The organism is Streptomyces zaomyceticus (assembly GCF_014656215.1).
In the GTDB taxonomy this organism is placed as follows: domain Bacteria; phylum Actinomycetota; class Actinomycetes; order Streptomycetales; family Streptomycetaceae; genus Streptomyces; species Streptomyces zaomyceticus.
Map to the genome: position 1 here is coordinate 279,344 of NZ_BNBZ01000005.1, position 14,208 is coordinate 293,551.

The 14,208-nt window shown below is 72.1% G+C and carries 13 protein-coding genes; 4 read left to right on the forward strand and 9 right to left on the reverse strand.

The annotated features are described in order from the left end of the window. Positions 1-135 precede the first annotated feature (135 nt). The gene (locus tag IE311_RS10070; protein ID WP_189831247.1) at positions 136-435 is read left to right on the forward strand and encodes a DUF1876 domain-containing protein; all 300 of its coding nucleotides are present in this window, start codon (positions 136-138) and stop codon (positions 433-435) included. A gap of 36 nt (positions 436-471) precedes the next feature. Here the strand turns inward: IE311_RS10070 and IE311_RS10075 are convergent, their stop codons facing one another. Continuing rightward, on the reverse strand, positions 472-1,104 hold the full coding sequence (locus IE311_RS10075) for a CBS domain-containing protein (RefSeq protein ID WP_189831248.1): 633 nt from the start codon (positions 1,102-1,104) through the stop codon (positions 472-474). Positions 1,105-1,316: 212 nt separating this feature from the next. On the opposite strand from IE311_RS10075, the gene IE311_RS10080 reads away from it, so the two are divergent. Further along, positions 1,317-2,471, forward strand: coding sequence for a YncE family protein (locus IE311_RS10080; protein ID WP_229901826.1), 1,155 nt, complete (start codon positions 1,317-1,319; stop codon positions 2,469-2,471). A 109-nt stretch (positions 2,472-2,580) separates the two neighbouring features. On the opposite strand, the gene IE311_RS10085 is transcribed toward IE311_RS10080, so the two are convergent. The 4 genes from IE311_RS10085 to IE311_RS10100 form a co-directional block, all read right to left on the reverse strand. Continuing rightward, positions 2,581-4,665, reverse strand: a complete 2,085-nt coding sequence (locus IE311_RS10085) for a discoidin domain-containing protein (RefSeq protein WP_189831249.1) — start codon at positions 4,663-4,665, stop codon at positions 2,581-2,583. Positions 4,666-4,812: 147 nt separating this feature from the next. Then, positions 4,813-5,406, reverse strand: a complete 594-nt coding sequence (locus IE311_RS10090) for a TetR/AcrR family transcriptional regulator (RefSeq protein ID WP_189831250.1) — start codon at positions 5,404-5,406, stop codon at positions 4,813-4,815. Positions 5,407-5,455: 49 nt separating this feature from the next. Next, entirely contained in the window at positions 5,456-6,034 is a 579-nt protein-coding gene (locus tag IE311_RS10095) for a 3'-5' exonuclease (RefSeq protein WP_189831251.1), read from the reverse strand. Positions 6,035-6,154: 120 nt separating this feature from the next. Continuing rightward, positions 6,155-6,940, reverse strand: coding sequence for a hypothetical protein (locus tag IE311_RS10100; protein ID WP_189831252.1), 786 nt, complete (start codon positions 6,938-6,940; stop codon positions 6,155-6,157). Positions 6,941-7,126: 186 nt separating this feature from the next. Between IE311_RS10100 and IE311_RS10105 the strand changes: the two genes are divergently transcribed. Beyond that, a complete protein-coding gene (locus tag IE311_RS10105) occupies positions 7,127-8,605 on the forward strand; it encodes a DMT family transporter (RefSeq protein ID WP_189831253.1) in 1,479 nt (492 codons plus the stop codon). Between the two features lie 76 nt (positions 8,606-8,681). Here IE311_RS10105 and IE311_RS10110 read toward each other — a convergent pair whose 3' ends face one another. Then, positions 8,682-9,374: a GntR family transcriptional regulator gene (locus IE311_RS10110; RefSeq protein ID WP_189831254.1), complete on the reverse strand. Its 693-nt coding sequence runs from the start codon at positions 9,372-9,374 to the stop codon at positions 8,682-8,684. 67 nt (positions 9,375-9,441) lie between these two features. Next, complete coding sequence (locus IE311_RS10115; protein WP_189831255.1) at positions 9,442-10,650, reverse strand: CaiB/BaiF CoA transferase family protein; 1,209 nt, start codon at positions 10,648-10,650, stop codon at positions 9,442-9,444. A 136-nt stretch (positions 10,651-10,786) separates the two neighbouring features. Between IE311_RS10115 and IE311_RS10120 the strand changes: the two genes are divergently transcribed. Beyond that, positions 10,787-11,986, forward strand: a complete 1,200-nt coding sequence (locus IE311_RS10120; RefSeq protein WP_229901827.1) for an acyl-CoA dehydrogenase family protein — start codon at positions 10,787-10,789, stop codon at positions 11,984-11,986. 72 nt (positions 11,987-12,058) lie between these two features. Here IE311_RS10120 and IE311_RS10125 read toward each other — a convergent pair whose 3' ends face one another. Together IE311_RS10125 and yczR are read right to left on the reverse strand one after the other, a co-directional pair. Continuing rightward, positions 12,059-12,598, reverse strand: a complete 540-nt coding sequence (locus IE311_RS10125) for an FBP domain-containing protein (RefSeq protein ID WP_373313802.1) — start codon at positions 12,596-12,598, stop codon at positions 12,059-12,061. A gap of 50 nt (positions 12,599-12,648) precedes the next feature. Further along, entirely contained in the window at positions 12,649-14,118 is a 1,470-nt protein-coding gene (yczR, locus tag IE311_RS10130) for a MocR-like transcription factor YczR (protein WP_189831257.1), read from the reverse strand. Between the last annotated feature and the right edge of the window lie 90 nt (positions 14,119-14,208).

Below are 14,208 nucleotides of genomic sequence, written 5' to 3' on the forward strand. Positions count from 1 at the left end.
ACCCGTATCCGTACCCGTACGGTCCCTTTCCCTTTCCCCGTCCCCGTGCGCCCCGGCCCCGGCCGATGGATCCTTGAGGGAGAGGAAGGGGCCGCGTCCCGGTGCCTCGCGGTCCCATGTGCGAGGAGGCAGACCATGACCCGCACCCTGGAATGGACAGTCGACATGGAACTGGTCGAGGAGGACGGCAGGACCAAGGCCGAGGCCCGGCTCCGGACCGGCAACTCGAGTCTCACGGGCCATGGCTCGGCCCGTTGCAACCCGGGCGACGTGGACGTGCCGGCGATCGGTGACGAGCTCGCCGCGAGCCGGGCGATGAAGGACCTGGCGGGCAAGCTGATGCGGGAGGCCAACCGCGAGATGGAGGCGGTGGGGGCCGGGACGGTGCCCCAGCACACCGGTCCCGGATACGGCTGGCCGGAGGCGGTCTCCTGACGGGACCGCCGTTCGGGCCGGGGGCCCGGTGGGGCGTCACTCGCCCGCCGGGCTCCCCTCGGCGTCCGCCGCGCCCTCGTCGTCCGCCTCGTACGTGAGCCGGTCCTCGACCTCCACCACTCCGTCCACCGTCTCGCAGAGCCGGACGATGATCGGGCCGAGACCGGGGCGGTCCAGCGTGCCGCTCAGCGTCACCCGGCCCTCGTCGACGTCGATGTGCACGGCGGAGGGGGAGAGGCGCAGGATGCGGACGACCACGTCCTCCCTGATCTCCTCCTGGATCGAGCGGTCCCGGCGCAGGAAGAGCTGGAGCAGGTCGCTCCGGCTCAGTACCCCGATCAGTCGCCCCTCCGCGTCCACCACCGGCAGCCGCTTCACACGGTGTCGCTCCATCAGGCGGGCCGCCTCGACCGCCGTCCACGACGGCCGGGCCGTGACGACGGGGCTGGACATCATGGCCTCCGCGGTGCTCGGCCCGTCCTTCGCGGTGTGTCTCCGCAGCAGGTCGGCCTCGGAGACCACGCCCACCGGCCGGTTCTCGTCGTCGACCACCGGGACGGCGGTGATGCCGTACTCGTCGAGGAGCCGCGCGATCTCCTTGAACGACGTCCCGGGCTGCACCGCGACGGCGGTCGGCGTCATCAGGTCGGCGACACTGCGGTGCCTCATCGTCCGTTCCGTCCCTTCTGGGTTCCGGATCCCATGATCTCGCACCGGGGGCCGGAACGGGGCCAGAGGGCCCCTCTCCCCGCAGGTCGACCACCCGCCCCCGCCGCCTCGCCGCGGCCCTCGCGGTCGCCCTCGCCCTCGTCGCCACCGCCGGCGCCACCGGATCGGCGGCTCCCGAAGGCCCCGCCGCCGACTCCGCACCCGGGGGTTCGGTGCCCGCCGGGCTCCGCGAGGCGATGTTCGTGGGCAACAACTGGGACGGAACGGCGGACGTCATCGCCGCCCGCGGCGACTACCGCCGCATCGGCCGCGTGAACGTCATCCCCGACAAGGAGGAACGCCTCCGCGAGATCTATCTGAACCCGATCAAACTCGCGTTCTTCCTCGGGGTCCGCAGCGGCCCCGGGGAGGGCCACGACCAGTTCGTCGACGACATGTACGCGAGCCCCGACGGTTCCTCCATGGTCGTCTCGCGGCCCAGCTTCGCCGATGTCGTCTCCCTCGACCTGCGGACCGGCCGGATCAACTGGCGCTTTCCCGTGGCTGGTTACCGAGCCGACCACATGGCCGTCTCGCCCGACGGCACGCGGGTCGCGGTCTCCGCCTCCACCGCGAACACCGTGCACGTCCTCGACATCGGAACCGGCCGCGAACTCGGCTCCTTCAAGACCGGTGACAAGCCCCACGAGAACGTCTTCACCTCCGACGGACTCCTGTGGAACATGTCCATCGGCGAGGTCACCACCGCCCTCGACGCCCCTTGGCTCGACTGGACCAAGGGCGATCGCCGGATCACCGTCGTCGACGCCACCACCTTCAGGACCGTCCGCGTCATCGACATGCGGGGCCGCCTCGACGCCTTCGGGCGCGGTGACCTCTCCGACGCCGTGCGCCCCGTCGCCTTCACCCCGGACGAGCGGAAGCTCTACTTCCAGGTCTCCTTCTACAACGGCCTCCTGGAGTACGACATCGCCACCGACCGGATCACCCGGGCCAAGGTCCTCCCCGGCAACCCGGCGACCGACCCCGACCGCACGACCTGGGTCAACGACTCCCGCCACCACGGCCTTTCGATGAGTCCCGACGGCACCAGGCTCTGTGTCGCGGGAACGATGGACGACTACGCCACGGTGGTCGACCGGGCCACCCTCCAGGAGGGTCCCCTCGTCGAGGTGTCCAAGCCGTACTGGGCGACAGTGAGCGGCGACGGACGGCACTGTGTCGTCTCCGAGAGCGGCGCCGACCGGGTGACCGCGATCGACTTCGCCACCGGCCGGCGGGTGGCGTCGGTGGACGTCGGCGACCACCCCCAGCGGGTGCGGCTCGCCCGCGTCCCCGCCGACTGGACGGGCCCGACGGGGAGCTGAGCGACGGAGGCGGGGCCGGCCGGATCGGAAGGCGATCCGGCCGGCCCCGCTCCACGTCGACGGCCCCGGCCCAGGCCCTCGGGCTATGGCTCGTCGGTCCGTAGGTCCGTCAGGCCCTGTGGACCGCGACCTCGTAGAGCGAATAGCCCCACTGGGTCGCCCGCCGCTCGCCGTGGATCCGCACGTACCGGGCGGGGGTCGACGCGAACTCCGCCGTGTCGTACCCGCCGTCCCCGGCGTCCGTGGACCACACCGTCCGCCAGTCCGTGCCGTTCTCCGACACCTCGATGCGGTACTGGCGTGCGTACGCGCGCTCCCAGTCGAGGGTGACCCGGCCGATCGGACGCACGGCCCCGAGATCCACACCCAGCCACTGGTCGTCCGACCAGTCACTGGCCCAGCGCGTGCCCACGTTGCCGTCGAGGGCGCGGCCCGGCGCGTAGCTGGTGAACGGGTTCCACTCCGAGGAGCTCGCCGAACCGGGCGCGCCCGCCGCGAGGTTGACCCCCGGCTCGTGGTTCTCGGTCGCCTTCCAGGTGGTCAGGTACGACTCCGCGCCGCGGGCCAGCTCGTTCACGACGCCCTGGCCGCCGCCGGTGAGCCGCACCTGCTCGATCCAGTCCGGCACCATGCCGTTGTGCGAGGCGCCGTCGGTGTTGACGTCCCAGGTGCGCTCTCCCGTCACCTGGCGGTCGATCATCGATCCGCCGTCGGCGCTGCGGAAGGGGTACTTCACCGCGTTCGGCGCGTCGGCGCCGACCGGCCCCGGCCAGCCGCCGACACCGTTCATGTCGGTGCCGTAGCCGAGACCGACGTTGTACTTGGCGCGCAGCGCGGCCTTCTGGCCCGCCTCGCCGACGAAGCCCTCGCCGCCGTTCATGTACTGGGCGACGAAACCGCCCAGGCGGTAGAGCCGCTCGGTCCAGTCGAGGTCCATCCAGCTGTGGCTGGAGAGTACGCCCGGGTACTCCTGGGACTCCAGGATGTCGAGCGCCCGCCCGGCGGCCTTGACGCTCATGTGGTCGAGCTCCAGCATCATCCCGCGGTCCATCATGCCCCGCAGGGCGTACTCGCCGAGCCGGGTGAGACCGCGGGTGTTGCACTTCGCGTCGGAGGCGTACGAGGGGACGCTCACCCCGACCGGCAGCTTGGAGGCCATCACCGGGGCGGCCGCGAGCCCGATCGGGTTGTCGTGCTGGGGGCCCGCGCACTTCTCCGTGGCCCAGAAGGTGCCCGTCGACAGGAACTGGCCGATGTTGACCGCCGTCCCGATGGTCCCCGAGTCGAAGCGCACACCGCACAGCGCGTTGTCGAACTTGTGGCAGAGGAACATGCTCCGCACCCCGAGCCCGTACAGCTCGTCCAGGCCGCGGTCGATGTCCTCCTTGCTGCACTGGGCCACATCGAGGATCTGCTTGCAGCCGAACGGCTCCGAGGTCTCCACGCCCAGGACGACGGCGAGCTTGCCCTGCTCCACCACCGAGCGCGCCTGCGCGGCGGAGGTGACGATCCGGAACCAGCCCTTGCCGGGGCCGCCGTACATCCCGTCGACGTACTCTTGCAGCTCGTAGGTCTTACGGGCCTGGAGGCGGATCGACGTCATCTCGTCGCAGCTCCGGTCCCGCGGCAGGATCGAGCAGATCAGACCGTTCGTCACCAGGTCGTTGACGAGCACCCGCTGCCCGCCGCGCCAGGCACGCTCCACCCACGCGTAGTAGTTCTGCTGGTGGGTCAGGGAGTTGTGGGCCGGCCAGTCCTTGAACGTCGGCCAGCCGACCGGGTCGTGGTGGCCGTCGGCGCCGCCGGTGATGTTCTCGAAGAGCGCGCCCGAACCGTCGGGGTAGTGCTCCGGACAGTCCTTGAGCGCGTCGGCCACACCACTCGTGGAGAAGGTCTGGCCGCAGATGAGGCGACCGCCGAAGCCCTCGTTGGACATCAGGTGGTTGTGCGCGTCGACGAAGCCGCGGACCTTGCCCTGCGCGTCCGTTCCCGTGAACGGCGCGCCGGTGACATTGATCTGCGAGTCGGCCGCGGGCCGGGATGTGGGCTCCCACCACGAACCGCCGGTGGCGGCCGCGGGGACGGGGGCGGAGCCGAAGAGGACGGCGGCCAGTGCCAGGAACAGCGCCAGGAGGGCGGATCTGCCGCCGGTCCCGCGCGCATCAGGTCGTATCCGTGAAATGGGTCGAGTCATCGTGGGCGACGCCTCCGGTCGGTGGGGGTGTACCGGGCGCCCCGAGGATCGCGGTGTTGACGGAGTGAGTCAATAGTCCGGGACAGATGACCTACTGAAGACGGAGGCGGCCCACCGGCGGCGCCTCCGGCCGACCCTCCGGAGGTCCTACCCCTCGAACATCAGCATGAGTTGATCGGCCGTCAGATCGAGCTGGTCGGAGGCCGTCTTCTCGTCGCCGAGGACCAGGAACTGCAGCGTGAGACCGTCGATCACCGCGGCCAGGTACCGCGCGATCGTCTCCACCGGCACCCGCGGTTCGAGGCCGCGCTGCGCGCGGACCTGTTCGACCATCGCGCCCGCCGACACCACGTACTGCTCGTACTGGGCCCGCGCGAGATGCTCGAACCCCGGCTCGCGCAGGGCGTACTGGGTGAGGTCGTACGTCAGCATGTGCTCACGGGGGTGGGCCGTGACATGGTCCCAGTACGTCTGCAGTGCCCCCCGTACGGTCTCGCGCAGGGTGGCGCCCGGCTCGACCGCCGACAGCACACGCGTCACGTAGTTGCCCGTGATCGTCTCGATCGCGGCCTCGAGGAGGGCCTGCTTCGAATCGAAGCAGTAGTGGAAGACGCTCAGCGAGACACCCGCCTCGGCACAGATCGACCGGGTGGTGGTCCGGGCGACACCGTCCCTGGTCATCGCCCTGATCGCCGCCTCGACCAGTTGCCTGCGTCGTTCGGCCGACGGCATCCGCCCCATGGTTCCTCCTCGCGTCCGGCGCCAGGGTAGCCCCCGGCGACGGCGCCTCCTACGGAACGGCCCCGGCCCCCTCGGCCGGCCAGGCGCCGCGCTCCGCGAGCCGCAGGACGAGTGCCGCGATGTTCCAGGCATCGTCCTCGCCCCGGTGATGACGTCCTTCGAGGGGGAGTCCCGCGCATTCCAGGGCGCGCGCCATGCCGGGACGCCTGCGCAGGCCGTACGCCTCGGTGAACACGGCCTTCGCGTTGGTGTGGTGACGCCCGAACGGGTACCGGGTCCCGGTGACCCGGCACTGGTGGGTGAACTGGTTGCGGTCGTAGTCGCCCCAGCTCGCCCACGGGCGCGTACCCGCCTCGTAGGTGGTCGCGAGCAGCCGGCACGCGGCGGCGAAGTCCAGACCGGTGTCGACCTCCTCCTGGGTGAGACCGGTCAGTTCGGTGCAGAACGCACTGACCCGCGAGCGGGCCGGCCGGACCAGGATCCGGTGCCGGGAGACCCGCTCGCCCGCGGCGGGGTCGACCACGGTCAACCCGATCTCGATGATCTCGCTGACCGCGCCCGGCGGCCGCGCACCGTCCCAGCAGGTGGCCTCGACGTCGACGACATTGATCAATCCCCCGTGATGCATGCCGAGGAGCCTAGGAGTCGTCCAGGGCTCCCGGCATCCGAATTACGCGGGGGAGCGTGCGTCCCGGGACCGCCGAGGCCCCGCATGAGAGGTGCGTCAGACGGTGTGTCGGGCCGTGTGTCAGGGGGTGTACGGGGCGTCACTGTGGTGGAGCTCGACCATCGCGGGCTCCGCCACCCGGTAGACGGCGGTGCGGCGGATCGTCACCACGGCGGCCGGATCGTCGTCACCCCGGGTGAGGTAGACGACCGTCGCCCGTCGCGTCGGCGAGGAGACGCCGATCGACACCACCGGAGTGCGGTCGCCGAGCGAGTCCACGGCGGCCGGTACGGGGGTCCCGGCGTCGTTGCGCCAGGTGACGAGACCGAAGAAACGGCCCGTGCCGCCGGTGGTGACCTTGACGGCGGCCACGGCGTCCGCCGCCGGGTCGCCGGTCACGTCCCCGATGCCGCACTGCGACTGCAGCTCGACCACCACGCCGTCCCCCTCCCAGCGACCGTCCGTGAAGGCGATCGTCCCCTCCGGGGCGTCGGGGAACCTGAAGGACGAGTTCTGCAACTCGGCGTTCCGCAACTGGTCGCAGGTGAGCGCTCCGGCCGTGTCGCCGCCGCCGGGCTTCTTCGTGGGGCCGGGCTTCTTGCCGGGAGTGGGCTTCTTCGTGGAACCCGGCTTCTTCGACGAGTCCGCCGAAGGCTTGGCCGATTCCTTTCCCTCGCCCTTCCCCTTGTCGGTACCCCCGCCCGCGGTGTCGTCGGGCGTCTTCGAGGAAGCGGCGGGCTTGCCGGGCCCGCCCCCCGCACCCGGACCGCCGTCGTCCGGGTCCTGGCAACCCACCGCACCCGCCGCCAGCACGAGGGCCGCGACCAGCCATGTTCCCCGTGCCGACCAGCTTCTGGTTCCGTTCACCGCAGGTTCCCCCTTGCCGAGTCCCGCCGACCGTCGACCGGCCGACAGGGGCGAAGACGCGCCACTCGGCGGCGCGGTTGCGGATGTCGGCCGAGTGGAGACCGAGCGGGAGGGAGCTCTGCCATCGGTCGCATCGATGGCCATAATGAGACCCCTTGACCTCTCCACTCCCCGAAGAGCGCATCTGTGATCGACAGCACCACTTCTCTCCAGGCCCCCGAACGGGCCGAGATACGCGCCGAGCGCCGGCGGATCGTCGAGTCGATCCGTGCACACCGACGGCTGCTCACGGCGCGGCGGCCCTTCGAACTCGCGGACCGGCGGCGACTCCAGCGCGAGGCCCGGGAACGGGACCGTGCCGACGCACGGCGCGGAAAGTCCCTGCACCGCATCCACGAGAAGCGGACCAGACGCGAACGGTCGCTGACGAACAAGCTGAACGGGCTGGACGGGAAGCGTGCCGGGCGGGAGCGGCAGGCCCTCGCCGTCCTGCGCCGCGAGTCGATCGAACGGTCCTTGCGCGGCACCCGGCTGACCGCGAGCCAGGTCAACGGCATCGGCAGCGGACTGGTCCGCGACCTGGCCGCCCAGGGCATCACCACCGCGGCCGACTTCCGGCGCGTCGCCTGGGGCAAGGCCCCCAACGGCCGTGGCGGCGACGTGCTGTACATCTACCGTACGCAGGGCCGGAAGGTCCACATCAACGGCATCGGCGAGCATCGCGGCCGACCGCTCATGGAATGGCGGAGGGCAGCCGTGGCCCGCGCGGAGGCTCGGGCGCCGCATGAACTTCCGGCGGACGAGCGGCACCGCATCGAGGAGATCATCGAGAACGAGCGGATCCGTCTCCAGGGGGAACTGGACGAGCTTCCGGGGACGGCGGATGCCGCACGCGCGGAAGTCGAAGAGGCGCACGCGGAGAAGCGGGCGGAGCTGACCGCAGCCGAACGGGAGAAGCAGGAGGAGGCCGACCGGCGAAGGGCCGAGTTCGACACGATGGGGGAGCGGCTGCTCGCCCTCCAGGCGGAGCTGGCCGCCCATGTCGACAGGTACGGAGACCTGGGGATGCGTGACCGCCGGGCGCGGTCCCGGGCGATGCGCGCGGCACCGGCCGTACCGCCGGCACCCGCGGCCCCGGCGGTCGTTCCGGCGCCTCGCTCGGAGGCTCCCGGCGCGGCGGCCCCCCGCTCACCGGAGTCCCGGGAGAGCAGCGAGGACAGCCCTGGCGTTCCCGGCGTTCCCAGCCTTCCCGGTGTTCCCGGTGTTCCCGGTGTGCTCGGGGAGCCGGGCGTCCGGGCAGGTGTCGGCTGGCTCCTCCCCGTCGTCCTCTTCGCCCTGACGGCGGTGCTGGGCGCGGGCGAGACCGACGCCACGCCGCTCTGGTTCGCCGTCACGGCCCGCCTGATCTCCCTGGCGGTCGTCGTGGATCTGTTGCGCTTGTGGATCCCGCGCAGGAAATGGCGTACGGCGGGGCCCATGCCCGCCGGGACCGGGCTGGTGGCCTGGGGGGCCTTCCTGGGGCTCGCCGGCGCGAGCATGTTCGCCGATCCGTCGTACGCGAGCGGCGGCGCTCCCTGGGCCCTGGCGATCGTGTCGGCGCTCCTCGTCCTGGGCGGCGCCCGTCGCCGCGCGAGCGACGGGAAGCCGGGGGCCGCTCCGGAGTGAGCGCCGGGGCGGCCGGGCCCGGGGCGGCGGGCTCGGCTTCTGCTCCGGTGCTGCCGGGCGCGGCCCCGGGGCCGACTCAGCTCTCGTCCTGGCCCGATGCGGACCGCTCCAGGTCCAGGACCTCGCGCAGCGCCGCCACCGCGTGGGCGCGGTGCTCGTCGAGCCACCGGACCGTGGCCTCCTCGTCGCCGTGGCGGAGGGCGGAGATGACGGCCCGGTGCTCGCGCACGGCCTGCTTCCGATGGGCGGTCTCCGTGTAGTAGAGCGAGCGGTACGCGTCGGTGGAGTCCCACAGGGTGGCGATCAGACGGACCAGGCGAGGCATCCCCGACGCCTCGACGAGGGTGAAGTGGAAGCGCCGGTTCGCCGCCGCCATCGCGGGCACGTCGCCCTCGTCGGCGGCCCGTTCCACCTCGCGCTGGATGCGTTCGAGGGTGGCCACGATGCCGTCCGGCAACCGCCGCACCGCGTTGCGTACGGCCTCGGTCTCCAGCAGTTCGCGGATCCGGTAGATCTCCTCCAGGTCGGCGAGCGAGAGCTCCGCGACGAAGTAGCCCCGGTGTATGTGGTGGACGACCAGTCCCTCGGCCTCCAGGGCCTTCAGGGCCTCGCGAAGCGGCACCCGGCTCACCTCGAACCGGGCCGCGAGGGCGTCCTGACGGATCTGCCCGCCGGGCCTGAGCTCCCCGCTGGTGATGGCGCGCCGCAGTTCCTCGAGAACGAACTGCTGGGCGGTCTGCGGCCGCCGCTTCTGCACCGCGCTGCTCATCGCCTGTGACCTTCCGTTTCCCTCGCACTGCCACCGGAGAACCGCTCTTCCGGTGCCGACCATCTTCCTACGTGCGCGGGACCCCGGGTCGCCCGCGACGGTCGTCCCGGCCCGCTCCGGTCTCCGGTGCGGCCAGCAGCTCTTCGGTGTGTTCGCCCAGGTGCGGGGGAGCGGCGCGGTACGTGGGCGGTGTGGCGTCGAGCCGGATCGGATGGGCGACCTGGCCCGGTCCTGCCGCGGACTCCGGGACACGCGGGGCGAGTCCGAGCCGCTCGGCGAGGTCGAACGCGGCCGCCAGGTCGTTGATCGGTCCGCACGGCACCCCGGCCGAGGTGAGCTCCTCGAACCAGTCGTCGGCGGTACGGGTGCCCAGCGGGCCGGCGAGGGCCGCGACCAGCTCCTCCCGGTGGGCGACCCGGGCCGTGTTGGTGGTGAAGCGGGGGTCCTCGGCCAGCCCGGGAAGGCCGAGCCGCCCGCACAGGGCCCGGAACTGACGGTCGTTGCCGACGGCGAGGACCAGCGGCCGGTCCCGCGCCTCGAACACCTCGTACGGGGCGATGCTCGGGTGCCGGTTGCCCATGGCGCGCGGCACGACCCCGGCCCCGAGGTGGGCGGCCGCCTGGTTGGTGAGCGCCGAGAGGAGGGAGGAGAGCAGGGAGGCCTCGACCCGCTGGCCCTCGCCGGTGTGCTCCCGGTGCCGGAGGGCGGCCAGCACACCGATGCCCGCGTGCAGCCCGGTGATGACGTCGACCAGGGCGACCCCGGCCTTCGTCCCCTGCCCGTCCGGTTCGCCCGTCACGCTCATGAGGCCGCCCATGGCCTGGACGAGCAGGTCGTAGCCGGGCAGCCGGGCGCCCTCGGCGGTGCCGAAGCCGGTCACCGAGCAGTACACGAGCCCCGGGTTGGTCGCCCGTACGTCCTCGTACCCGAGGCCCAGCTTCTCCATCGTGCCCGGGCGGAAGTTCTCGACGAGTACGTCCGCGCGGTCCACGATCGCCCGTGCCGCCGCCAGGTCCTGGGGGTCCGTGAGATCGAGGGCGACGGAGCGCTTGTTCCGGTTCACCCCGAGGAAGTAGGTCGCCTCGCCGTCGGCGAACGGCGGTCCCCACGCGCGCGTGTCGTCGCCGGAGCCGGGGCGCTCGATCTTGATCACGTCCGCGCCCAGGTCGGCGAGGAGCATCGTCATGTACGGCCCCGCGAGGACGCGGCCGAAGTCGGCGACGACGATCCCGGACAGGGCGCCCACCGTCGGTGCCCCCGGCTGATCTGCGCGCATTCCGTTCTCCCTCACTGGCGATCGGACTTGATCGGACCGTAGGACGCGGATACCGGATTTTCAATACTGGATCCAATATCCGATCTACGGCTACGCTTCTGCACGCCGAGTCGCCACAGCCGCCAGGAGGCCGTCCGTGAAGTCGTCGCAGTCGTCGTCGTCCAGCTCCGCCCCCGTCCACCCCTTCGACCTGCTCGCCGTCGACGGACTGCTGACCGACGAGGAGCGCGAGATCCGCCGCACCGTGCGCGCGGTCGCCGACCGCGAGCTGCGCCCGCACGTCGCCGGCTGGTTCGAGAAGGGCGAGATCCCCGCCCGGGAGCTCGCCCGCACTCTCGGCGGCATCGGTGTGCTCGGCATGCATCTGGAGGGCTACGGCTGCGCGGGCACCAACTCGGTCGCGTACGGACTCGCCTGTCTGGAGCTGGAGGCCGTCGACTCCGGGCTGCGGTCGCTCGTCTCCGTACAGGGCTCCCTCGCCATGTACGCGATCTGGAAGTTCGGCTCCGAGGAGCAGAAGCAGCGCTGGCTGCCGAAGATGGCGGCCGGCGAGTACATCGGCTGCTTCGGCCTCACGGAGCCCGACGCCGGCTCCGACCCGGGCGCCATGCGGACCCACGCCAAGCGGGACGGCTCCGACTGGATCCTCAACGGCACCAAGATGTGGATCACCAACGGTTCGGTGGCCGATGTCGCCGTCGTCTGGGCCCGCACCGAGGACGGAGTCCGGGGATTCCTCGTTCCGGCCGGCACCCCCGGGTTCAGCGCCCCGGAGATCAAGATGAAGCTGTCGCTGCGGGCGAGCGTCACCAGTGAGCTGGTCCTGGAGGACGTGCGTCTCCCCGCCGACGCGATGCTGCCGGAGGCCCGGGGCCTCTCGGGCCCGCTCGGCTGCCTCAACGAGGCCCGCTTCGGCATCGTCTTCGGTGCGCTCGGCGCCGCCCGCGACTGCCTGGAGACGGCGATCTCGTACGCCCGCGACCGGATCGTCTTCGCGCGCTCCCTCGCCTCGTACCAGCTGACCCAGCAGAAGCTCGCCGACATGTCCGTCGAACTCGGCAAGGGCATGCTGCTGGCCCTCCACCTCGGGCGGCTCAAGGACGCGGGCGCGCTCACCGCCGAGCAGGTCAGCGTCGGCAAGCTGAACAACGTACGCGAGGCCATCGCCATCGCCCGCGAGTGCCGCACGATCCTGGGCGCCAACGGCATCACCCTGGAGTACCCGGTGCTGCGCCACGCCAACAACCTGGAATCGGTCCTGACCTACGAGGGCACGAGCGAGGTCCACTCCCTGGTCATCGGCAAGGCGCTCACCGGCGAGCAGGCCTTCCGCTGAGCCGGCTGAGCCGAGTCGAACCGAGCCGAGCCGGCAGAGGCCGAGGCGGCATGGGCCGAGCCGGCAGGGCGCTCAGCCCGAGGTCACCCGGGCGACGAAGGCGTCCAGGTTGCCCGTGAGCCGGGCGACCTGCTCGTCGAGCGTGAGGGACTCCTCGTGGCGGCCGGCCCGCAGCTTCGGCTGCCGCTTGCCCCGGATGTACAGGGAACAGGCCAGGTCGGCGCAGAGATAGATGCCGACCGTGTTCCCCTCGCGGCCCCGGGCCCCGGCGAGGGGCGCGACGAGCAGCGTGACGCCCGAGGACGCGTGCCCGGTCAGGCAGACCTGGCACATGCTCGACTTCACGGCGCTGGTCCGGCCGGAGGCCGGCACCCGCAGGGTCACACCGACCGGCCCGTCCTCGCGGGGGACGACCAGATGCGCGCGGAGCGGTGCACCCGGGTCGACCCAGCCGAGGAAGTCCAGCTCGTTCCAGGGGAGTTCGGAGAAGTCGAGCGGAAGCTTGAGGCGTGCCGCCTCACCCTTGGTGCAGTTGACGAAGGACGAGCGGATCTGTTTGTCGGTCAGTGATTCCACTCGGTGGACCGTACACGGACCCTTGCGCGCGGGCATCCCAATAACGGGGTGCCGCGGAAGCGGGCGGGTGGCCGCGCATGCTCCCCTCAGGCCACCCAGTCCGGCACCGCCGGGTCGCTGAAGAGGCCCGGGGCGCCGTCGAGGGCCGCCGCGAGACGCTCCGCCGCCGGCTCGTACACGTCCTCCGGAAGGGTGTAGGGGATGCGCAGCCGGTGCTCGTGGGTGCCGGGGTCCACACCGAACCGGGCACCGCCCTCCACCCGGACCCCGTGCCGCAGGGCGCGGGCCGCGAGGGCGGAGGAGCCCGGCCGGCCCAGATCGATCCAGAGGCTCATCCCGCCCGGCGGAACCGTCCACCGCCACTCGGGCAGATGGCGCGCCAGGGCGGAGGTCAGCGCGTCCCGGCGCAGACGCAGTTCCTCGACGCGCTTCGGAAGGATCACGTCGAGGCGCTCCATGAGGGTGACGGCCACGAGCTGGTCCAGTACGGAACCGGACAGGTCGGCCGTGATCCGTACCCGCGCCAACTCGGTCACGACCTGCGAAGCGGCCCGCACCCAGCCGACCCGCAGACCGCCCCAGCAGCTCTTGCTCAACGAGCCGACGGAGACGATCTGCTCGCTGTCGCCGGCGGCGGCGGTCGCCGCGAAGGGCGGCGGCGCCGACACGTCCAGGGCGATGTCCGTCAGCGTCTCGTCCACCACCAGCCAGGTGCGGGTGGCCCGCGCCGCCCGGGCGATGTCCCGGCGCTGCTCCTGCGGCATCAGGTGGCCCGTCGGATTGTGGAAGTCCGGGATCAGATAGGCCAGACGCGGCGCGGTCTGCCTGAGTGCCGCGTCGACGAGCCCGGTGTCCCAGCCGGTCTCGGTGACCGGTACCGGAGTGATCCGGAGCATGCGGCCCCGCATCGCGTCGAGGGCGTTGGTGTACGAGGGGTTCTCGGCGAGGACCCGGTCACCGGCCCGGCCCAGCAGGGCGAGCACCAGGGACAGCGCCTGCTGCGCGCCCGTGGTGACGAGGATCTGTTCGGGGAGGGTCGGCAGGCCCCGGGCGGTGTACCGCTCGGCGACGGCCGCGCGCAGCGCGGGTAGCCCGTACGGGTGATAGCCCTGCGAGCCCGCGTAGCGGGGGAGCTCGGCCGAGGCCGCGGCGAGCGCGGCGGAGAGCTCCTCGGCCGGGGCCTCCGGCGCGGCCAGGGCGAGGTCGAGGGCCGCCCCCGCATCGCCGTGGAAGGCGCCGAGGGAGGTCGGCGCCTGGCCCTCCGGGAGCGCGGTCCAGGTGCCCGCGCCGCGCCTGCTGTGCGCGTAGCCGCTCTCCCGGAGCAGGTCGTACGCCCCGGTGACCGTCGTCCGGCTCACGGCCAGCACCGTGGCCAGCTCCCGCTCGGCCGGCAGTCGCAGCCGCAGGGCCACCCGCCCGTCGAGCAGGGCCTCGCGGACGGCCCGAGCGAGCTCGCGGTAGCCGAACCGGCCCTCGGGGGGCGGGCTGAGGAGCGACGCGAGCTGGCGGCCCGTCAGGGTTCGGTCCGCCGCGTGGACCACACGTGCCACTGCCATGCCAATCACTCCTCATTGGCTCTGCTGTCCGGGCCAATAAGGTTACAGACTCCTTCAAGTGGCCTGGTGGCCACCTACCGCAAGGGAGAG